The following is a 21,252-nucleotide window of genomic DNA, read 5'->3' as shown; positions in this document are numbered from 1 at the left end:
GCCAGACACTTAGCTGCACTACATGTTTCCTACGCCCACATCTGTCACGCCCGCAGCCGGGTTCTCAGCGTCAAGGTACTGCTCAATCACGCGCTCCAGCGAGCCCTGCGCCGAGAGGATGAAGTCGATCGCATCGCGTCCTGCGCCCTGCCCTCCTCCATGCGGAGTAACGTAGTGGGCCATGTCCTTTACCTGCTGACGAGCGTTCGCCGTTGCAATGGCGAGACCGCACTGCCGCATCACCGGCAGGTCGACAATGTCGTCGCCGACGTATGCCATCTCATCAAGCGAGTAGCCGGTCTTCGCGAGGATCTCGTTGGCAGCCTCCATCTTGTGGGCCTGCCCTTGATAGACGAACTCCAGCTTCAGGTCGCGCGCGCGAATCGCAACCGTCTGCGAGTTCCGCTTGGTGATGATGCCGATGCGGAGACCACCCAGACGCCCAAGCGAGATGCCCAAGCCGTCGTGAGCGGCAAATCCCTTACACTCGATTCCCTTCCCGTCCGGGCCGGGGATGACGAATATCTGGCCGTCGGTTAAAACACCGTCTACGTCAAAGATGAGGACCTTTATCTTTTTTGCGCGATCTTCAGCAGTCATCTCTCGATGATACGTGACAAGTCTTCTATCTCCAGCGTCCTTCCACCCACACCCAGCCACGCGGCGTCTGCCGCCACCGGCCGGGATACCATCGATAGCCGGGGTGCGGTGGACGTATATATTCTCCTGGCGCCCAGACATACTGCCCGCCGTACCAGCGATAGTGGCCTCCGCGCCAGACCCAGTGCGGATGCTTCGGTGGAATGGGAGGAATCGTCTCACGCGGCGGCGGCGGTGGAGCCATCGTCGGCTGCGCCGGCATCGGCTGAGCGTACGCCGTTGCTGTTGTGAGCACCATGGCGCAGACAGCAGCGGCGAATCGCCGCATCCCTTCTTGTCTACTCAAGATCACTGAGAGATAAGACGCACTCTGCACTTGAGGAGTTGTGATTCGCGCTCAGGCTAGAACTTTACGTCGGTCACTTTTCCGCTTTCGAAGACGACCTGCATGCCCTTGTAGGTCCAGAGTGATTTGGTCCCGAAGTTCACCTTCTTTTGCGGCTCACCGAGGGCCTTGATGACCTGGTCGGCGGTCATGCCCGGCTGAATGTCGGACTCGCCGGTCTGGGTGGCGGGCGGAGCAGAGGCATCGGAGGGTGGAGGTTGTGTGGAGTTCAAGCCCGAAGCAGCGTTTGTTTTGTCGGCGCGTTGCGACATCAGTTTGGAGTAGTTCTCGCGGGTCCAGCGCTCGATCTGGCCGGCGATGTTGTCTGCGGCGAAGCGCCAGCTCATCTCGCTCTGGGCCTCGAGCGCCTGCGTGTAGCTGCCGGCCATCAGGGTGGCGTGGAGGTTGCGGACGGTCTTGTCGTTCTGGGTGGTGGTGCGGGTTGAGGAACGTCCGTCGTCGCTGGTGGTGCGGTTGCTGGTGTAGCCGTCGACCTCTTTGTGCGAATCACGAAAGTCGATGCGGACGACGATGTCGGCCTCCTGCGCGGAGCTGACCACACGCAGGGTCTTCTTACTGGCCAGCGACTTCTGCAGGTCGAGCGAGGAATCGTTCGCACCCGGAGCACTGAAGCCGTTGTTGTCGCTGGTCACATAGACGCTGACAAGCTGCTGGGCAAAGGCACAGGGCGCGGCAAGAAGAGCAAGACTGAGAGCTGCAAGGATGAGGCGACGCATAAATCCGTTCTCCGTACACATGATTGGTGTCTGAAAGCGGCTCGGACTAAACCGTCTCAGGTGCTTTGAGCCGCCTACGCTTCCACATGCCAAGCATTCCTAAAGCGCCACTCCCCATGAGCAGCCAGGATGATGGCTCCGGTGTCTGGACTTCGCTGACTAATGTGAGTGAGGCTTGGTTGAATGGCTCGACGCCATCGCCGTTCCATCCTGGAACAAGCTGCCCATTGAGCTCAAATGGCGGGTAGGGAAAGTTCTGGTAGAGAAATTCGGTGTCCTCATCTCCCTGGCACTTGTTCAGATAGGGGCAGAGAGGCCCGCCCATGTAGTCAACGAGACCTGTGGGAGTTGGGAGAAAGACAACAAGGGAGGTCCCGGCAAGGTTGGTAGAGGAGATCTTCATCAGGTGGGTGTCGGGAAAGTCCTCACAGTTGATGGGGGAGAGGGCATCGCATCCGGCGTTCATGATGGGGCCGGAAAGGTTCATCTGAACCGGCGGGTAAGGGCCAATGAGGTCGGTGAACTGGACGTAGCCGTAAAGCCCCATTCCCGTGGTGGTGTCGATGGTGACCTGGCCGGTAAGAGTATTGAATGTCGTGGTGGCACCGGTGATGGAGAAGGTGCGAAGGGTGTCTCCCCTGGACACGGTGGTAAAGAACGCAAGGCAAACTGCGAGGACAGCAGCGACTCTCTTCAAGGCATACTCCTTGATCTGATTTTGGGCCCGCGGGGAGTGTGTCGATGATGCCCTGTAAGTGCGGGAAGGTCAAGGGAAAGAGTGATTATTGTTGGCGCGATCGTAGGGTTTCGAGGAAAAGTTCGGCGTTCTGGGGGATTTGGAAGATGCGACGGCGGTTGTAGCAGATGGTGGTGAGGAAGAAGGTGCCCTGGTTGGCGGTTCTCTGCGGGATTGCCATGGGGGTAGTTTATCGGCGGGTGGGCGGTGGTGAAAGGCTCCTAACGGCTCGCCTTTTGGATGGATTTCGGTGGGGATGGGAAGGTCCGAGGCTCCCAAATTGAACTACCGTAGGCTTCCTATGAAGAGCGTTTCGTAAATTGAATTTCCTTGAATAAGTTATGTATATTTTTCCTCGTCTCTTCATCAAGAGATACCTCTCCCGACCTTACCTTTTGAAGAAATTTACGCGCGAAAAGAACCTTGTCAGGACGCGGTTTGAGGCTTTTGACATACCCTGAATTTGACGACGTATATATAGCTTTTAAATCTTCGAGAACATGTTTTTTGAAGTCATCAGTGCTGAAAATATCGACGATGGTTGCACCATCTTTCTTCATAACCTCTTTTATGGCTTCCGGCAATACCTTCCATTCCTTTAGATGTTTCTCGCTATCCTTCTTCCCTTGATCATTGTCGAAAAGGTAGTAGACATATGCACCCCAACCTTCAAGGATCGCGCCAACAATTCCCATGTTCGACGCACCACCGCCATTGATAAAGTTGGTTTTCAACTCCTTTTTCTCCAATTCCTTAAAAGAACGAAGATAGAAAACGTCTTCTGGTCCTTCTACGACTACGTTGTCCTTTTGGTCAATATTGGCAATTGAATCATTGATTCCGAGACCGATGGCGGTGAGAATTGGGGTTAGAGTCTCTTTATCTGCTGTTGGGTGTGCATGAATTTTCCCCAAGATTCTTGTACCTTGCGTAGCCTTCTCAACTAATCGGATATTTTCAAGATTGCCCTCGGTTATTAAATATGGAGAGTGAGTCGAAAACACGACCGGACTATCGCTTGTATTCTCCATAAGAACCATTAAAAGATCCTTTTGAGCTTTCGCATGGAGATAAAGGCCTGGTTCATCAATTAAGATGACGTTTGGCTTATTTTCCCTTAGCCGGGCGACGATCTTCACATAGAACGAGAGGTACCACTGCTGGCCTTTGCTCCTTTGTGAGGGGTAATACAGACGGTTATTCTCGACAATCCAGAAGTTGAGATTCGTACCGTCTTTTCGGATCTGCAATTTTATTTTGTCCTGCGTCCAGTACTTCTCGAACTTCTCCGAAAATTCAACATTTACTGAATTTTCGTGATTTACTTGATCCTGTTGGTTTGTAGAAGACATCTTTTCAACAGAAAAATTACTGACATGTTCGAGGTCCAGAGCCCACTCATTCTGAGCTAAAGAAGCAATCGGAATAGATTTTGGGAACTCATCGTCAAAAGAGGAAAAAAGGATGAAATAGGGCAATTGGGTGCGAACAAATTGCTCCGTAAACGCGGTCACGAGCTCTTCTCGTTCGTAGTAATCATCGGCGGCCTTCTCGATTTTTTCTACTTCAGAAGCCACATCAGCGAGACCGGTGTTCTGAGTCCTGAAATTGACTGCCTCGATTTTGTAGTCACTAAGCTTTTTGTAGTCACTAGGCTTTTGCTTCTCTAAACGTGGGAATTTGGCGCTGCTCCCAGCAGCCTTAATAAAAGAATCGGCTTTCTTGATTGAATCTAATATCTGCCTCTTTGAGCTATCGTATATATTCGACAATCCGAGTAATCTGCGTGAATCAGAATCTAGCGTATAGCCTTTTACGCCATACTTTTTAGTAAGTGCAATCGAAATACCCTTCAAGGCCGTCGCGCTTGTTTTAATCTCCGCTAGAATCTTGCCAATTTCGTGAGCATCGAGGGCAAACGAAACGGATACTTGGGGTATTCCATCTCCTTCAATCGGCTTCGCCTCGTCTCTAAGTGTTCGATCCTCATCAAAGTCCTCAAGAGCTTCAAGGATTGAAGTCTTTCCAGATTCATTTTTCCCGGCGAGGATAGTTAGCTTATCGCTGAAATAGCAATCGCCCGAATCGATGATGGACTTATAATTTTTGATTCTGAATTTCGTGATTTTCATACAAACTCAAACTTCACAATCTAGCGCAGTCCGTAAAAGCTATAGGGGCTGGATTCACTTTAAAAGGAGAGCCTATCACACTTGTCATCTTCAACTATAGAAAGGCCCCACTTTCGCGGGGCCTTTGTTTTGCGCGAAGCGCGTTTGCCTGGACGGCCAGTCTTAGCTGCAGCCGCTGGTGCTTCCGCACTCCATGCAGCGGTAGCAGCTTCCGTTGCGGGTCATGATGGCTCCGCAGGTGGAGCAGCTTGGGGCGTCGCCCATGTCGACCATGGACTTCATGGCTGTGGCGGCGTGGTAGATGCCGCGGTCTTCCATGGCGAGGGGAGAAGCAGATCCCTCCACTCCGCCTTCGGCTCCGGTCGGGATGACACTGTAGGAGGAGTAGGCTTTCGGGTCGGGGGCGATTCCCTGCTGTGGGGGTGTGGTGGTGTAGGTCTCCGCGTAGATGCCGGGGAGAGACGCTGGTCTCTGCTCGGTCACGGAGTAGCCGTCTTTGTGGTCGGCGCCTGCGGTGAGCGAGGAGATGACGTGGTTGCCGGGGGCGAGGACGCTGCCCTCGACCGGGATGGCTTGCTGCGGGGCGAGTCCGGCGAAGAGGGAGAGCTGCTGGCCGGAGAGGAAGCGGATCTGCAGCCAGCGGAAGATGTAGTCCATGATGGACTTGGCGTAGCCGATCTGCTCGTTGCCGGTCCAGCCGGAGGGCTCGAAGCGGGTGTGGGCGAACTTCTCGCAGAGGACCTTGAGCGGCACACCGTGCTGGAGCGCGAGCGAGACGGCAGTGGCGAAGGAGTCCATGAGTCCGGAGACGGTGGAGCCTTCCTTGGCCATGCGGATGAAGATCTCGCCGGGTTGGCCGTTGGGGTATAGGCCGACGGTGATGTAGCCCTCGTGGCCGGAGAGGCCGAACTTGTGCGTGACCGATGCGCGCTCGGCGGGCAGGCGGTGACGGACGGCGCGCGGAGGAGACTGTGCGTCGGGCGAGTCGGCGTTCCTGGTGGCCGCCTCGGCAAGCTGACGTAGCTGTGTTTCGAGAGCGGCGATCTGATGCTGCTGCGCCTGAAGACGGGCCTCGGCGGCGGCAAGGACCGCAGGTCCTTCGACTGCGGCTGCGCCTTCGCTCAGGATGACACCCTTTTCAGAAGCATCCTTCTCCTTCTGGGCCTTGCCGTCGGCTCCGGAGACGTTGAGCGGCTGCGAGCCCTTGGAGTTGTCGCGGTAGATGGCGACGGCCTTGAGGCCCTGACGCCAGCTCTCGATATAGGCCTCCGCAATGTCGTCGACGGTGGCGTCTTGCGGGAGGTTGACGGTCTTGGAGATGGCTCCGGAGAGGAAGGGCTGGGTGGCAGACATCATCTTGATGTGGCCCATGTAGTGGATGGAGCGTGTGCCCTTGGAGGCCTTGAAGGAGCAGTCGAAGACGGCGAGGTGCTCGGGCTTGACGGCGGGCGCGCCTTCGATGGTGCCGGTGGCATCGATGTAGCTGACGATGGCGTCGACCTCGGCGTTGGTGTAGCCGAGCTTGAAGAGCGCGGAGGGGACGGTGTTGTTGACGATCTTGATCATGCCGCCGCCGACGAGCTTCTTGTACTTGACGAGTGCGAGGTCGGGCTCGATGCCGGTGGTGTCGCAGTCCATCATGAAGCCGATGGTTCCGGTGGGGGCGAGGACGGTGACCTGGGAGTTGCGGTAGCCGAAGCGTTCGCCGTGGGCGAGTGCGCCGTCCCAGGAGTGGCGGGAGGCTTCGATGAGCTCGTCGAGCTGAGGAGCGACGAAGGGCTCGGCGGAGTCGAAGGAGGCTCCGATGCGGTTAACCTCGGCGCGGTGCATGCGGATGACGTCGAGGAAGGGCTCGCGGTTGACGTAGAAGCCGGGGCAGGCTCCGCCAGCGATGTGCGCCTGCTGGGTGAGCGGCGTGGCTGCTCCAAGCGGCGGGCAGAGCTCGGCGATGCGCGAGGACTGCCAATAGGCGTCGCCGCAGAGGATGGAGGTGACGGTGGCGGCGAAGTCGCGGCCTGCGTCGGAGTCGTACGGGAGGCCGAAGGCCATCAGCAGCGCGCCGAGGTTCGCATAGCCGAGGCCGAGCGGACGGTAGTCGTGCGAGTTCTTCGCGATCGACTCGGTGGGGTAGCCGGCGGCGTCGACGATGATCTCCATCGCGGTGGTGACGACTTCAATGCCGTGACGGTAGCTGGCGATGTCGAACTGGCCTCCCGGAGTGAGGAACTTCAGGAGATTGAAGGAGGCAAGGTTGCAGGCCGAGTCGTCGAGGAACATGTACTCGGAGCAGGGGTTGGAGGCGTTGATGCGGCCCGAGTTCTTGCTCGTGTGCCAGCGGTTGATGGTGGTGTCGTACTGCATGCCAGGGTCGCCGCACTGCCAGGTGGCTTCGGCGATCTTGTTCATGATGTCGCGGGCGCGGTACTCCTTCACCGGCAGGCGGTTCTTGACGGTGCGGGTGGAGAAGACGATGTCGGCCTCGACGGCGGCCATGAACTCGTCGGTGACGCGCACGGAGTTGTTGGCGTTCTGGAAGAAGATGGAGCTGTAGGCCTCGGAGTCAGGACCGGAGCCGTCGTAGCCCGCCTGCACGAGCGTGTAGGCCTTGGCCTCTTCCTTCTGCTTGCACTCGATGAAGTCGATGATGTCGGGATGGTCGACGTTGAGGATGACCATCTTGGCGGCACGGCGGGTCTTGCCGCCGGACTTGATGACGCCGGCGAAGGCATCGAAGCCGCGCATGAACGAGAGCGGTCCGCTGGCAGTGCCGCCACCCGAGAGGGTTTCCATCGAGCCGCGGATATTGGAGAGGTTCGAGCCAGTGCCCGATCCCCACTTGAAGAGCATGCCCTCGGTCTTGGCGAGGGTGAGGATGGAGTCGAGCGAGTCGGTGACCGAGTTGATGAAGCAGGCCGAGCACTGCGGCTTGCGATAGCCGGTGACGGAAAACTCAATGGCACAGGTGTGCGGGTTCCAGTGCCAGTTCTGCGCGTCGGAGTTCGGCTCCAGGCGATCGCAGCCGACGTTGAACCAGACAGGCGAGTTGAAGGCGACCTTCTGGTTGAGCAGCAGGTGGCAGAGCTCGGCGTAGAATGTGTCGGCATCCTGGGCAGAGGCGAAGTAGCCGCCCTCGACGCCCCAGTCGCGGATGCTCTCGGCGACGCGGGTGATGAGGGCGCGGACGCCGGTCTCGCGTTCGTCGGTGCCGATCTGGCCGTGGAGGTACTTGGAGGCGACGATGTTGGTCGCGGTCATGGACCAGTCGGCGGGAACCTCGACGTTCTTCTGCTCGAAGATGGTCTTGCCCTTGAAGTCCTGAATGACGGCGTCGCGGAGCTCCCAGACGATCTCGTCGAAGGGCGAGACGCCGGGGCGGGTGAAGTGGCGCGAGAAGGTCAGGCCGGGGGCGCGCTTGGCTGGTGCGGAGGTCTGGGCGTTGTTCTGGTACTGAGCGGCGCCGGTGGTCTGATTCGGGATCGTTGCCATGGGGGAGTTTGCTCCTTCTCGCTTAGATATTTGATGCCTGCAAGGCAGAAATTCTTCGGTACTGCGGGCCTGCTGCTCACGGTCAAGGTGAGCTAAAAAACGGGTGAATCTAATAGTCATCACGTTGCTTCAAGGCGACGACTGGTCTGGCCTGGCCGAGTTGGCGTCGGAGGCAGTCGAACGGCTTGAAGGTCGTACGAAACCGGATTTTGAGGGGCGGGTGAGTCTAACGCGGGGTTCTCACGAGTTCCCTTGCAGTGGTGAAAGTACCGCCCCTTATAGGGTGTGTCAAGTATAAAGCACAAGATGTAGTGTTGGCTGCGGAAATACCCCTGTTAATGCGAGGTTACACCTCCAGAGGGCGTGGAAATCAGTGGTTTAGCTGTGGAAGTCCCGAAATCCGCGCCTTTGGAGCGAGTTTTCTTCTCGCTCTTTTTGGCGGTCTTTGCAGGGTCTCGCTACAACTTTTGTTGCACCCTGCGAGGGTAGGCGCTGGAGAGGTCAGGGACAAGGCGCAAGAGTTGTGCAGTCGCTGTGGAGGGTGGTGGAAGCGGTGGAAAAGGAGTACGTATCCTCCGCTCAAAGTTCAGGACATCGGATCGGTGGGCGCTGGCACTGCTCCCTCGGGTGGTGCTCCGGGGGAGGGTTCGGGAGGGGGCGCTGGGGCAGGATCTCGCAAGGGCAGGTGGTGGTTGAGCCAGGCCAGTACGCGAGGGGAGTGGGCGTAGTGCTGGCCGAGGCGGCGGTAGCTCTCGAACTGCGACTCGGAGAACCACTGGTCCATGGTTGAAGTGTTGGGGAAGGTGGGATTCTCCTTGCGGAAGTTGACCAGGTCGGCGGGAAGCTCGTGCGTGTAGACGGATTTGATATAGAGCACCTGCCCGACGGTTCCGTTAGCGTAGCGGATGGTGCCGGCGATGCAGTGTTGCGGGCTTGCCTGCGATTCTCCCGCCGGCTCGAACTGGGTGAGGTCGAGGTTGATCTCGGCGGCATGGTCGATGCGGCATTTGCGGATGGCCATGCCGATGCCCTGGAAGGAGAGGTTGCCGTCCTGCTCGGCGTCGCAGATGACGATGGTGGCGCAGTGGCGGCGCACCAGTTCGTAGAGGCCCATGTTTTCGAAGTGCCCCCCGTCGGTGAGGTAGACGAAGGCAGCTTCGTCGTTGACCATGCCGAAGAGCTCGGCAAGTAGATAGAAGAGACCGAACCACGGCGACGACGGATTGCTGTGACGTGCCCGCAGACGGAAGCGCTTGTGGCGCGGGTTGCGTATCCAGAGGCCGAGACGGACGTTGAAGATGGTCAGCAGGAAGGCCATCGTTGGGCTGGAGTGAAAGCCCCAGTTGGGGCTCATGGCTGCGCCAGACGTAGCCACGGCGGTGGCCATGCGCGGGCCGCCATCGTTGTAGGCGAAGCTGCGCGTGGGAGTGAAGCCGTTGAACTGCACGCGGTCGGTATCAGTCTCAGTCCATCCAACGTCGTAGCCGCAGTAGAGCGGGGTGAAGATGAAGGCCGCTCCTTTGCGCTCCTGGTAGGCGAGGTCCTGCCCGAAGGAGAGGTTGAGCGTGGTGCAGAAGATGGGAAACGGCCCCTGGTAGGTGGGGACCTGCGGCTCGGCAGAACAGAAGTCCGGGCTGCAGGTGTTGGCCCACAGAGGCTTCATCGTCTCGCTATTGAACTGCGCGGGCAGAAGGTCGATCAGCCGCAGACGCTTGTCGCTGGCGGCGAATCCGGTAAAGCGGTTGGCGCGGCGGTCGGGATTGCTGGCACCGGCATAACAGCGCGCGATGCGGTCGCGATAGAAGGCGTGGAGTGAGAACTCGTTGACGTCGATGCGCCAGCCGAAGAGCAGGGCCGTGATCGCAAGCAGAAGCAGCAGAAAGACGAAGTCGGAGTGGGGAACGATAATATCGCCGATCTGCGACGCAATGCTGGCGAGCGCTTTTTCGACGACCCATGAGAGGGTGATCAGAAGACCCGCAATAAAGACCACGGGGCCGATAAGAATGAGCGCGTTGAGCACTTTAGCCAGCTTGGACGGGCTGTCCTTGGGGCCACCGGCTACATAAGAGCTCTTGCCGGCGAGTACGCTGGCCAGCGTGGTTGCGATCCACGTTGCCCACAACGGCTTGCCGACATGGGCCACACGAAAGAGCCACGACACCAGGCCGGGGCCGATCAGCGAACAGGCTGTAAGGCCGAACCATGCGATGCCGAAGAGGAAGCTCCACGCGCGGAGGCGGGCGAACCACTCGCGCACCGATTCATCGACTAGATTCCCGATGAAGCCGCCTGCAATCTCCATCGAGACGAAGACGATGGTGACGCCAAGCCAGGGGAGCAGAGGGATCGCGGTTCGCGTGACGTGTTCGAGCGGAAGAAAGAATGAGGCGATGAAGATGATGAGGCGCGAGAGATTGATAAGCACATAGCCGCTTCCAACCGCTCCAACGATTCCAAGCAGGACGATGAGACGCCTCCACCCTTGCGGAATAGCACGCGAGGCGGAGAGAACAAAGAGGGCGATGCCCAACAGCATGGAGGTGAAGACCCACGACGAGGAGGTGTCTTCATCGAAGTTGCCGACCGGTCTCCAGCCGTCGAAGCGGATGGGCTTCCACCAGCGAAAGGAGTAGGCGCTTTGCCATGCGCGAAGGTTGTCGAGGGCGGCGGGATCTCCCGGCGGCGGCAGCTTCGGCTTGCCGGGATCAGTCGACATCTGTGGTTGCGGAGGTGGTGCGAGATGATGCAGATGGCTGATGTAGACGCGCGTGCTTGCAGGCACGATGCCGGTGTTCTCGGGCCATGCGACCGTGTCGATCGCTCGATGCACTCGCTGCCAATGGCGAAGCTGCGCGGCAGGATTGTGCGGGTTGTTCTCGGGCAAACGATTGCCGGCCCAGAACGATGACCGATAGAGATACGGGCAGAGCGCGAGTACGGAGATGAGAATGGGAAAGAAGACCGTCGCCAGCACACCGTTCTGGCCGAAACCGGTCTCTTCAACGGGGTGACAGTGATCGGAGGGCGGACGAACGATCTGCGTAAACGCGATGACGGCAGAGGCAACCACAAATCCGGTGAGGATGATTGCAGCGGTGATTCCACCGTGATCGAGAAGATAGTGCGCAAGGCGTCCTCGCGAACTCAAGTAGAAGTGCGGCAGCAGCAGAATCAGTAGAAGCGATGCCACGAGGACGATCTGATTGAGGAAGGTGTTGCGCAGCCAGATGGCGAATGCGACCCATGTGTCAGCGGTGAAGAGCCCAACCTGCGGCGTGAGGTAGTTGGAGTAACGGCGAAGCCAGCGCAGGGGATCGGGCCAGAAGCTACGCGCCGAGGGCGGGCCGGGCAGCGGCTGCAACTGCTTCTTGACGGTCTCGATGTCCTCGCAGGATATCCATGCAGCAAGGAATTGATGGATGTATCCACCACCGGAGACAGAGGAGAGATAGTCGAACGAGTTGAGGCGGTCGGCGGCGGCAAGCCCCTGAAGGACGCCCAGGTTGAAGGTGGCGCTGCGAATGCCTCCGCCCGAGAAGCAGATGCCTGTAAGGTTCAGCGCCGCGGCGACGTCGTAGACATCCTGCGTTGGCACAGCATACGGACCTTCGGGGGTGCCTTCGGGCGGCCAGTTCCCTTTTGCCGTGAGCTCCTGCTCAAGAAGCCATTTGCTGGGAGGATAGTCGACGAGGGCGGCCAGTCTCGCCTGCGCGCGCGGCTGATGGTAAAGCAGCCGCGCGATCCCTGCCGCGTCGAGAATATCGAGCGCCGGTACGAAGCCGGGGAAGGAGTGGTGCCAGGAGTGGGCAAACTCCACTCTCTTCTCCTCGCGGTCTCTTCTTCTCTCGTAAAAATCCTTAATTGTTGTTGCGAGTCTGTCGCAGTAATCCTTCGCGGCCTTGTCGCGCAGCCTCTGCTCTTCAAGGGCGGAATCGGGTAGTTTTGGCATTTACGGCTCCTTGCGGGGAGATGCTTGGAGACCGGTGCGTCCTGCCCGGGCGCACACGGAGGCTGTTCGGGCCCATCGAGAAAATGTTCAGGCAACAATAGCAGAGGTTGAAGGTTCGCGCCTATGGTGTTGCGTGTGTAGTTAACCCCGCGCGCTTGCCATAACGACGCACGACGCCGGGCAGCATGTCCTGCCGCGCATGCTGCGGCCTCTGCGCTTCGATCAGTCCCCGTAGCTCCCAAGTGCATGGCCAATGGAGATTGTTTCAGCACGCCAAGCCTTGATATACCCTCGTATTTCACGAGTCGATCGAAGATCGGACAATCCGGCCATCCTCAGTCTGACCGACAAACTGACGACGCAAAAATCGCATCTCACCTGTTTGCCGGAACATATTGCACGTTCAGAACTCTAGATTCAATCAAAGCGTTTAGGAGTACGTATGACATCGACTTCCCCTTGTACGTCTTTCACGGCCAGGTCCTTTCGACTCGCTGCTGCAACGTTGACAGCAACTCTTCTCGCCGCCACGGGCTGCAACTCAAAGGCAAAGCCCAGCGAGGCAAACTTTACCCGGACCATCAACAGCTATTACACCGAGCACGCCGAGTGTCTGCTCTCGAATGTTCGTTTCCCGTATGCCACATCCGATCCCGCGGAGACGAAGCGGATGAACACGCTGGTGAAGTCGCTGCTGCTGGAATCGAACTACGAGACCGCCGTCAAGACGACGCGTTACACGGTTGCGCGCGCCGGCGAGCGTTACGCTCCGCGCTTCTGCTATGGCCACCGCACGGTGAGCGCCATCGACAGCTCAACGCCTCCCGCCAAAGGGATGACCGGGTTCCCTGAGACGCACATCAAGTACAGCTACAAGATCGAGGACGTTCCCGTGTGGGCGAAGTCTGCCGATGTGCAGGCCGCATTTCCGGCAATGGGCGCGGCCGTCACAAACGGAGGCAGCGGCGAGATTACGCTGGCACAGACGCTGGCCGGCTGGCAGGTTCCCGAATAGCGGAACCTGCCCTCTGTAAACTGGTTGTATGGATCTGATTGTCTACACGGCCGCATGGTGCCGCGACTGCCGCGAAGCAAAGCGCTTCCTCACCACGCACAATATCCCTTTTACCGAAGTCGATATTGAGCGGACACCGGGCGCAGCCGACCTGGTTCTTGCCAACGTCGGCAAACGCGCGATCCCGCAGTTTGTCATCGACGGCAAATGGGTGCAGCCGTATCGTCCGGGCGAGGGCTTTCTCTACGACGAGATGGAAGAACTCTTCGGCGTCTCGTCGTAGCCCCTGCTAGTCCAGTCCGCTCTCAACCCGTTCGCCTACATCCTCTAATCTCTCGTGCTCACGGATTGCGCTGTCATAGGCGCGATCCACGAGATCGTCGATCGAATGCTCTTCACGAAGCTGCCGCCCAAACGGCCAACGGAGTGTGAGCACACGCTCGCGATCGCTGTCGCGCATCCGCGCCTTGCTGCGTGCGGCAAGAAGATCTTCGATCGTCAGAATTCCGCTGAGCCCGCCGCCCGAATCGACCACCGGGAAGGAGGTGAGGTGCGACTCCGCCATCTTTTCGGCAGCCGAACGCAGTGTGTCGTTGGGCCCAACCACCGCAGGCCGCGAGCTGCCTGACTGGATAAGCGGCTGTGTCGACTCGCCTCCACGCCCCGCGGTGATCATCTGGCTGCGCGTCAGCACTCCGTCGAGCTTCCCGACGGCATCCACTAATGGAAACAACCTCTGCCAGTGCGACCAGGCCTCGCTGCCACGGTTGTTCATCCTCGTCAGCCAGTTAGCTGCATCCTGACGGGTGGCGTCTGCCGGAAGCGCGAAGACGCTGGTGTGCATCACGTCGCGAACCATCACCGTCTCCAATGGGTCCACGCCGTACTCGCGGCTTAGATGGAAGCCGCGACGGCTTAGTCGCTCTGTAAGAATCGAACGCGGTTGCAGCAGAACGCCGACGGCATAACTCACCACGCAGCCCAGAAGGACCGGCAGCATCAGGCCGCCGTTGTGAGTCAGTTCGACCGCCAGCATCGCCGCTGTCAACGGAGCGCCGATCGCCGCCGCCAGCACCGACGACATTCCCACCAGCGCCCATGCGCCCTGCGAGATGGGAGGAAGCACATGCGCCGCGGCCGCTCCCAGCGCGCCTCCGATCATCAACAGCGGCGCCAGGATACCGCCCGAGGTGTTCGATCCCAGCGAGAAGGTCCAGATGATGCTCTTGACGACAAGCACACCGATGATGACCTTCCATGTCACGTCATTGGTGACCAGCTTCTGGATGACTCCATAGCCGACTCCCAGGGCCTGTGGGAAGAACAGGCCGCCGATACCGACGACTGCGCCGCCGATTGCGGGCCACCACATCCAGTGGATCGGCAGATGCTCGAACATGTCTTCGATGGCATACAGAATCTTGCTCAAGCCGGTTGACAGCAGAGCAGCAAGCAAACCGACAACCAACGCGCCGATCATCGCCATATGGTGAATCGGCACTGTCGTTGGCTGCATGGGGAAGATCGGCCCCGGTCCCAGGAGCAGTCTGCGGATCGCTCCCGCCGTAACCGAGGCGACGGCTACCGGCACCAGGCTGCGCGGACGCCATTCAAACAGCAACAACTCCACCGCCAGCAGAACGGCCGCCAGCGGGCAGGAGAATGTCGCCGACATGCCTGCGGCGGCACCGGCAACCAGCAGCGTCGTGCGTTCCGAATCGGTCGCATGAAGCAATTGCCCGATCAACGAGCCGGTTGCGCCGCCGGTCATAATGATGGGGCCTTCCGCGCCGAACGGTCCACCTGAACCGATAGCGATTGCCGTGGCGACAGGCTTCAGGATCGCAATGCGGGGCGCAACCTTGCCACCTTTGAAGATGATGGCTTCGATGGCCTCCGGCATGCCGTGTCCGCGAATCTTCTCCGACCCGAAGCGCGCGATCACGCCAATCAGCAGTCCGCCAATCACCGGCGCGAAAGCAGCCCCCCAACCTAGCGTGCTGTCGGCAGGACTTGTGTTGGCGAAGCTCAGCTTGTGAAAGTAGAAGACATTCGTCGCCAGACGGATTAGCCCCAGCAATGCCCATGCGAGCACGGCCCCGGCGCCACCCAGTATGGCGGCCAACCCGCTGATGAACAGCATCCTGTTTGTCGCTGAATAGTCCCGCAAACTGGAGGCGGATTCTCCGTGGCTCATCGTTGTGCTCCTTGTTTCGGTAAAGATGTTCTGTTGCCGATCAACTGCTGGAGACTGCGCAGCAACTCGCCATTCTCGGTCCGCACCTCGGCCAGGTGGACCGGCACCAGTTGCGCCAGAAGCTCGTTGCCCCGCGCTGTGGTCTCAACCAGCGAGCGGCGATGGTCGTTGGGATCGGCCACCCGCTGCACCAGCCCGGCCTTCTCGGCCCTGTCCACCAGTTCGACCGTGGTGTTGTGACGGAGCACCATGCGCTCGGCAAGATAGGAGATTGACGACTCCTGCCCATCGGGCACGGTCGCCACTACCTGTAGCAACTGGTACTGTTGCGCCGAGATCCCCGCGGCCTCCGATGCCGCCTCGCTGAAGCTGACGAAACGCCGCAACTGGTAGCGAAATTCGGCCAGGTCGGCCAGCTTCGCCCAGTCCAACGATCCGTTTTTGCTCTTTCGGGTAACCGGCATATGTCGTACTACGATTATATCGCATTACGACATTTATAGCGACTCGTGAATACTCCGGCCCGCGCCACAGTAAAATGAAAGAGATAGAAAACCATCCATCTCTGGAGACTTCACTCTTTGATCGCTCGCTATACACGTCCCGCCATGGGCCGCATCTGGTCCGACGAGAACAAGTACCGCTGCTGGCTCACCGTCGAAGCCGCCGCCTCGCAGGCGCTCGCCCGCTTCGGCCTCGTGCCGCAGGAGGCCGCCGACGCCATCCGCGACAAAGGCGGCTTTACCGTAGAGCGCATCAACGCCATCGAAGCCGAAGTCAAGCACGACGTCATCGCCTTCACCACCACAGTCGCCGAGCACATCAATAACCCCGAGCACTCGCGCTGGCTACACTACGGCCTAACCTCAACCGATGTCGTCGATACCGCGCAGGCGTTGCAGATCCGCGAGGCCTCCGTCATCATCCGAGCGGGCATCGTCGCGCTCGCCGATGTCCTCAAGCGCCGCGCCATCGAGTTCAAGAACACTCCCATCATCGGGCGCACGCACGGCATCCATGCCGAGCCCTCCACCTTCGGGCTGAAATTGTTGCTGTGGTACTCCGAGGTCCAGCGCAACCTCACACGCTTCGATGCTGCCGCGGAAGACCTCCGTGTGGGCAAGCTCTCCGGCGCCGTCGGCACCTTCGGCCACCTGAAGCCCGAGCATGAAGAAGCGATCTGCGCCGAGCTGGGTCTGCGTCCGGTCGACGTGGCAACGCAGGTTGTCCAGCGCGACCGCCACGCCGCATATATCTCCACGCTGGCCGTGCTCGCTTCCACACTCGACAAGATCGCCACCGAGATCCGCCACCTGCAGCGCACTGAGGTCCGCGAGGCCGAGGAGTTCTTCTCCGAGAAGCAGAAGGGGTCGAGCGCGATGCCGCACAAGCGCAACCCCATTACCAGCGAGCAGATCTCGGGCCTCGCCCGCGTCATGCGCTCCAACGCACAGACCGCGCTGGAGAATGTCGCTCTCTGGCACGAGCGCGACATCTCGCACTCCTCCGCCGAGCGCGTCATCTTCCCCGACTCGACGATCCTCGCCGACTACCTGCTGGCGAAGACGACCAACCTGATCGACAAACTGCTCGTTTACCCCGCGCGCATGTTGAAGAACCTCGAGTCCACAGGCGGCCTTATCTTCTCCGGCCAGCTTCTGCTCGACCTGGCCGAGTCCGGCATGAGCCGCGAAGACGCCTACCGCCTTGTGCAGGGACACGCCATGAACTCGTGGAAGAACGACCTCGTCTTCCGCGATGAGATTGCCAAAGTTCCTGAGATCACGGCGCGCCTCACGCCCGAGAAGCTAGCGCGGGCATTCGACTACAACCGCCAGTTGGCGAATGTGGATGCCATCTTCGAGCGAGTGCTTGGCTGACGATTTGAGGCTGCTCACGACGGCGTTTAACTCTGTACCTTGCATTTTGCTAGTTGTATGCTTGTCTGTCTGCTGGCTGGTACAAGGACGACGCCCATGCCCTTCTCCGATGACGTGCAGAAAGCCCTGATCGCCGGAGCCTTCGGTCTTGTGGGGACACTCATTCCCGCTGCCGTCGCCTGGAACCATGATCGCAGCGCGACCTCCGCTCGCAACCGCACTCTGGAAGAAGCAACCAAGCGTCTCGCCTTCTGGGAACAGTGGATCAAGTTGTCGAGCCAGATGCCCCTATCAGGCGAACCCGTCACACCTCAGCTCCAGCAAGAGCTTCAGATGCTTCGCGAGATCGTCCAGAAGGACTCGCTCTTTGCGCACACCCAGCAGATGAGGCTGCACAGCAGGTCGTCGGAGTTTCAGAACAGGATTGGCGACCTGTCCTGGTGGCGAAGACTGCTGCTCTTCTATCGGCCCGCCAGACCCACCGCATGGTTTCCGCGAATCTTCTTTTATGGGGGAGTTTTCTGCGCACTGCTTATTCCCTTTGGACTGGCATCTCCAACCGATCCGCTCACCTCTCATGACTTCGTCATCTCCGAAGCTGTCTTCCTCGTATGGATCGTCATCTTCCGCTCGCTCTCACGCTGGCTTGAGCAACCCCGGCGAACACCCGACGTGGAGATCGCAATCGCTCCTTCTCCCCCTCCTCCAAAACCACTCTGAGCCCAAGGAAGACCTGTGAGCGACCAACTGATCCAGATCGTCGATGCCGCCCTGGTCTCCGCGACAGAACGCAGCGGCCCGCATCTCGCCTGCCGCCCCGGCTGCACCCAGTGCTGTCACGGCGTCTTCCCTATCTCGCAACAGGACGCGGCCCGCCTGCGCGAAGGCTTGCATATGCTTGACCAGCAGACTCCCGAGCGGGCTGCACGAGTCCGTGCGCGCGTCCATGACTCGCTCGCACGCATCGCACCGCTCTTTCCTGGCGATTTGGTCTCTGGCATCCTCAACGAAGACTACGAAGAGTCGCCGCTCTTCAGCGACGAAGACAGCATTGGCGATAGCGAGCCCTGCCCCGTACTGGATCCCGCGACTGGCACGTGTGACCTGTACGAAGCGCGGCCCATCGTCTGCCGTACCTTTGGACCGCCCATGCGCACTGCCGAAGGCGACCTGGCGACCTGCGAACTTTGCTACATCATGGCGACAACGGAGGAGATCGCTGCCTGCGAGCTCGACCCGTCGATCCCCGCGCAGGAGTCGGCAAGCAACGACGCGTTCAACGCAGCGCACGACCTTCACGGCGAAACCATCGTCGCCTTCGCCCTTCGCCGCTTTTCTCATGAATTGTCATCCTGAGTGGAGCGCGTAGCGCGGAATCGAAGGACCTGCATTTTGCAGTGGATCGGCAAGCTCCCCTCGTCCTAAGCGATAATCAATCCTGTGCCTGAGATCGTCGAAGCTCCGCGCAATATCACCCTGGCCGTTACCGGAGCCAGCGGCAGTGTCTACGCCAGCGAGATGCTCCGCGCGCTGGCCGTCGACGGCCGCGTCGCACACATCAACTTCGTCGCCTCCGAGAACGCACTGCGCGTCTTCGCGGAGGAGTTGGAACTGAGCGGCCGCAACGATCTCGCAGAAAAGCTGCTGGGCGCGACCTGTGCAAAGCTGCGTCAGCACGCCAACTCCGATATCGGTGCGAACATCGCCAGCGGCAGTTACCCCACCTCCGCGATGATCGTGCTTCCCTGCTCCATGGGAACGCTGGCCGGCATCGCCAACGGCCTTGCCACAAATCTCATCCAGCGCGCAGCCGACGTCTGCCTGAAGGAACGCCGTCCGCTTATCCTTTGCGTGCGCGAGACTCCCTTCAACCGCATCCATCTGCGAAATATGCAGCTTGCTTCCGATGCGGGCGCAACGATTTTCCCGGCGATCCCCACACTCTATAACCACCCACAGAGCACCATCGAGATGGCGCGCGAGTTTGTGAATCGCGTGCTTGCGCATATAGGCCTGCCGCAACCCGGCGCCTATCAGTGGCAGCCTGACAAGAATTGAGCCTGGCTAATCTGGAGTCGGATTGGCCTTCTCGATACCGCGCATGGGAGGCTGCGCATTGAGAAATGCGTCCGTGGCCTCCGCCACCGGCCGCCAGCACTCCAGCGGCGCCAGGTGACCGCAGCCTTCCATCACATTCAGCACGGAGTTCGGAATGTCCTCGTGGATCTTCCTGCCCACGGAGAGCGGAATCAGCACATCGTCCGATCCCCACACCACCAACGTGGGTTGACGAAGGTCGTGCAGCCTGAAGTCGAGCAGGTCGCGGCCGGTAGTCATCGCCGCCATGCTGCGATCGATCACCCATCCGTTGCGCTGGAGCTTTCGCACGACATCGCGCACCACAAAGTCCGGCATGGCCTTCGGGTGCGGAGAAAGCATCTGCAACAGCCGCGCGACTCCCGCTGCATCGTTCGGCACAAACAGGTCCGATCCAAAGGTCGCAGGAAAGTAGATTCCCGCGCCGTCATAGACCACAAGGCGGTCTACCATCTCCGGGTGATCGAGCGCGAGCTTCATCGCCACCCACCCGCCCATCGACCATCCGCCAACATCCGCACGGGGCACATGCACGGCCTGCATGAATGAGACGACCGCAGCCTCCTCCATGCCGATGGAGTAGCTCGCATCCGCAGGCTTCGACGAGCGCCCATACCCGGGAAGGTCCGGCGCATACACATGAAATCCGTACTGTGCCATCGCAGGGATCATCTTCTGCCAGTCTTCACCGCGCGCACCCAGGCCGTGAACCAACACCAGCGGCGTTCCGTTGCCGGCCTCGAAATAATGAAGCTTGTATTCGCCCGCATCCACGTACTCGCTCTTCACGCCCTCGCGCCACAGATGCAGGCGCGTCTGCTGGTCGACCACCCACAGCGGATGGAAGTAAAAGACCAGCCCGGCAGCAAGTACAAGCACAATGCCCACTGCGATAAACCGCAACGCCAGTTTCATCTCTTTATCGTCTCCGCGATCTTGAGCGCGCTTTCGATCACGCCAAGTGTAGTCGCGTCGAGCGCATAGGTTTCAGAGAAAAGCTCAGCGCGTCGCACCCATCGCGCCTCGGCGGCATCGTCACCGCATACCAGCTCATTCGGGCTCTCGCAGAAACAAAGCCACTCCACGAGTATGTAGTGAAACTGTACGCGGCCTGCATCGTCACGGAGGATCCGGTCGAGCGTTGCCGCTACCTCGATGGGCTGCACATGTATTCCGGTCTCTTCGAAGACCTCGCGCACGACTCCTTCAGCCGTCGTCTCGCCCAGTTCGAGCGCTCCTCCCGGCAGCGACCAGGCGCCCAGCAGAGGCTCGCGCCCGCGGCGGATGAGCAGGACCTCTTCACCGCATACGACGACTGCCGCGACGCCCGCCACCGGTGCGCGCGGATACTCCCGCCCTTCGCGTATCTCGTTGCCGCCTGCGGTCATTTCAACGGCTTGCCGAACTCTTCGCCAAAGACCGTATGCGCCAAATCGAAGCGGCCGCCGTTGTACTTGTCCGGCCCCTGAAGATGCCCGATACCGAGCAGGGCAACCACCCAATAGCTCATCGGCAGCCGCAGCACCTCGTGCACCTTGTCCTGCTCGAAGCCTTCCATCGGGGCTGTATCGTAGCCCATGACCTCTGCCATCAGCATCATGTGCGTGAAGGCGATCATGACATGCTTGTTCAGCCACGCGTGCATCTGCTCGGTTGAAAATCCGCTCAAAAAATTGGTGACGCTGGTCTTGGCCTGCGCGGCGTAGCTTTCCGGCATACCGCCGTCGCGTCCCTGTTGCAGCATCAGATCGATGTCCTTGCGCCAGCCATCGGCGTCGCCACAGGCCACGATCACGGCAGAAGCCTCTTCCACCTTCGCCTGATTGTAGGCCGCAGCGCGCAGGCGCCGCTTCTGCTCGGGTGCTTGCACGACGACAAAGCGCCAGGGCTGCATGTTGTAGCCGCTCGGCGCATGAAGACCGGCCTCAAGAATCTGTTGCAGGTCTTCTGGCGACAGGGGCGCGCCGTCGAAGCTCGGGGTCGCCCTTCGCTCCGCAATCGCCTGGCTCAGTGTCTTTCTGGTCTTCGCCATCAC

The 21,252-nt window shown here is 59.8% G+C and carries 18 protein-coding genes; 6 read left to right on the top strand and 12 right to left on the bottom strand.

Going from position 1 to position 21,252, the window contains the following annotated elements; translation table 11 throughout:
* Positions 1-18: 18 nt before the first annotated feature.
* The 7 genes from JSS95_16525 to JSS95_16495 form a co-directional block, all read right to left on the bottom strand.
* Positions 19-600 (bottom strand): HAD hydrolase family protein, encoded by a 582-nt coding sequence (locus JSS95_16525; protein MBS1801419.1) that lies wholly within the window; start codon positions 598-600, stop codon positions 19-21.
* A 25-nt stretch (positions 601-625) separates the two neighbouring features.
* The gene (locus tag JSS95_16520; GenBank protein ID MBS1801418.1) at positions 626-928 is read right to left on the bottom strand and encodes a YXWGXW repeat-containing protein; all 303 of its coding nucleotides are present in this window, start codon (positions 926-928) and stop codon (positions 626-628) included.
* A 74-nt stretch (positions 929-1,002) separates the two neighbouring features.
* Entirely contained in the window at positions 1,003-1,722 is a 720-nt protein-coding gene (locus tag JSS95_16515; protein ID MBS1801417.1) for a hypothetical protein, read from the bottom strand.
* Positions 1,723-1,768: 46 nt separating this feature from the next.
* Positions 1,769-2,419: a PEP-CTERM sorting domain-containing protein gene (locus JSS95_16510; protein MBS1801416.1), complete on the bottom strand. Its 651-nt coding sequence runs from the start codon at positions 2,417-2,419 to the stop codon at positions 1,769-1,771.
* Between the two features lie 338 nt (positions 2,420-2,757).
* Positions 2,758-4,590, bottom strand: coding sequence for an AAA family ATPase (locus JSS95_16505; protein MBS1801415.1), 1,833 nt, complete (start codon positions 4,588-4,590; stop codon positions 2,758-2,760).
* Positions 4,591-4,752: 162 nt separating this feature from the next.
* Positions 4,753-8,076 (bottom strand): vitamin B12-dependent ribonucleotide reductase, encoded by a 3,324-nt coding sequence (locus JSS95_16500; GenBank protein ID MBS1801414.1) that lies wholly within the window; start codon positions 8,074-8,076, stop codon positions 4,753-4,755.
* 586 nt (positions 8,077-8,662) lie between these two features.
* Entirely contained in the window at positions 8,663-12,028 is a 3,366-nt protein-coding gene (locus tag JSS95_16495; protein MBS1801413.1) for a hypothetical protein, read from the bottom strand.
* A 442-nt stretch (positions 12,029-12,470) separates the two neighbouring features.
* On the opposite strand from JSS95_16495, the gene JSS95_16490 reads away from it, so the two are divergent.
* Positions 12,471-13,043: a hypothetical protein gene (locus JSS95_16490; protein ID MBS1801412.1), complete on the top strand. Its 573-nt coding sequence runs from the start codon at positions 12,471-12,473 to the stop codon at positions 13,041-13,043.
* A gap of 28 nt (positions 13,044-13,071) precedes the next feature.
* Entirely contained in the window at positions 13,072-13,326 is a 255-nt protein-coding gene (locus JSS95_16485; protein ID MBS1801411.1) for a glutaredoxin family protein, read from the top strand.
* A 6-nt stretch (positions 13,327-13,332) separates the two neighbouring features.
* On the opposite strand, the gene JSS95_16480 is transcribed toward JSS95_16485, so the two are convergent.
* Together JSS95_16480 and JSS95_16475 are read right to left on the bottom strand one after the other, a co-directional pair.
* Positions 13,333-15,240, bottom strand: coding sequence for a chloride channel protein (locus tag JSS95_16480; GenBank protein MBS1801410.1), 1,908 nt, complete (start codon positions 15,238-15,240; stop codon positions 13,333-13,335).
* Complete coding sequence (locus tag JSS95_16475; protein MBS1801409.1) at positions 15,237-15,704, bottom strand: winged helix-turn-helix transcriptional regulator; 468 nt, start codon at positions 15,702-15,704, stop codon at positions 15,237-15,239. The genes JSS95_16480 and JSS95_16475 overlap by 4 nt, the downstream gene beginning before the upstream one ends.
* A gap of 117 nt (positions 15,705-15,821) precedes the next feature.
* Here JSS95_16475 and JSS95_16470 point away from each other — a divergent pair, with 117 nt between their 5' ends.
* From JSS95_16470 to JSS95_16455, 4 genes are all read left to right on the top strand, one after another.
* Complete coding sequence (locus tag JSS95_16470) at positions 15,822-17,120, top strand: adenylosuccinate lyase (protein ID MBS1801408.1); 1,299 nt, start codon at positions 15,822-15,824, stop codon at positions 17,118-17,120.
* Between the two features lie 96 nt (positions 17,121-17,216).
* Complete coding sequence (locus JSS95_16465) at positions 17,217-17,840, top strand: hypothetical protein (GenBank protein MBS1801407.1); 624 nt, start codon at positions 17,217-17,219, stop codon at positions 17,838-17,840.
* Positions 17,841-17,855: 15 nt separating this feature from the next.
* Positions 17,856-18,476, top strand: a complete 621-nt coding sequence (locus tag JSS95_16460; GenBank protein MBS1801406.1) for a YkgJ family cysteine cluster protein — start codon at positions 17,856-17,858, stop codon at positions 18,474-18,476.
* Between the two features lie 93 nt (positions 18,477-18,569).
* Positions 18,570-19,178 (top strand): UbiX family flavin prenyltransferase, encoded by a 609-nt coding sequence (locus JSS95_16455; GenBank protein ID MBS1801405.1) that lies wholly within the window; start codon positions 18,570-18,572, stop codon positions 19,176-19,178.
* 6 nt (positions 19,179-19,184) lie between these two features.
* Here JSS95_16455 and JSS95_16450 read toward each other — a convergent pair whose 3' ends face one another.
* Genes JSS95_16450 through JSS95_16440 form a run of 3 tightly spaced genes read right to left on the bottom strand, consistent with a single transcriptional unit; the run spans position 19,185 to position 21,249 of the window.
* Positions 19,185-20,132 carry an alpha/beta hydrolase gene (locus tag JSS95_16450; protein ID MBS1801404.1) on the bottom strand — a complete coding sequence of 316 codons (948 nt, stop codon included), beginning with the start codon at positions 20,130-20,132 and terminating at the stop codon, positions 19,185-19,187.
* Positions 20,129-20,605: an NUDIX hydrolase gene (locus tag JSS95_16445; GenBank protein MBS1801403.1), complete on the bottom strand. Its 477-nt coding sequence runs from the start codon at positions 20,603-20,605 to the stop codon at positions 20,129-20,131. Before JSS95_16445 ends, JSS95_16450 begins: the two co-directional genes overlap by 4 nt.
* Positions 20,602-21,249: a nitroreductase family protein gene (locus tag JSS95_16440; protein ID MBS1801402.1), complete on the bottom strand. Its 648-nt coding sequence runs from the start codon at positions 21,247-21,249 to the stop codon at positions 20,602-20,604. Before JSS95_16440 ends, JSS95_16445 begins: the two co-directional genes overlap by 4 nt.
* Between the last annotated feature and the right edge of the window lie 3 nt (positions 21,250-21,252).

The sequence above is a fragment of the Acidobacteriota bacterium genome, from assembly GCA_018268895.1.
GTDB lineage: Bacteria > Acidobacteriota > Terriglobia > Terriglobales > Acidobacteriaceae > Edaphobacter.
The sequence above is the reverse complement of the archived record's forward strand: the minus strand, read 5'-3'. Positions and strand labels throughout refer to the sequence as shown.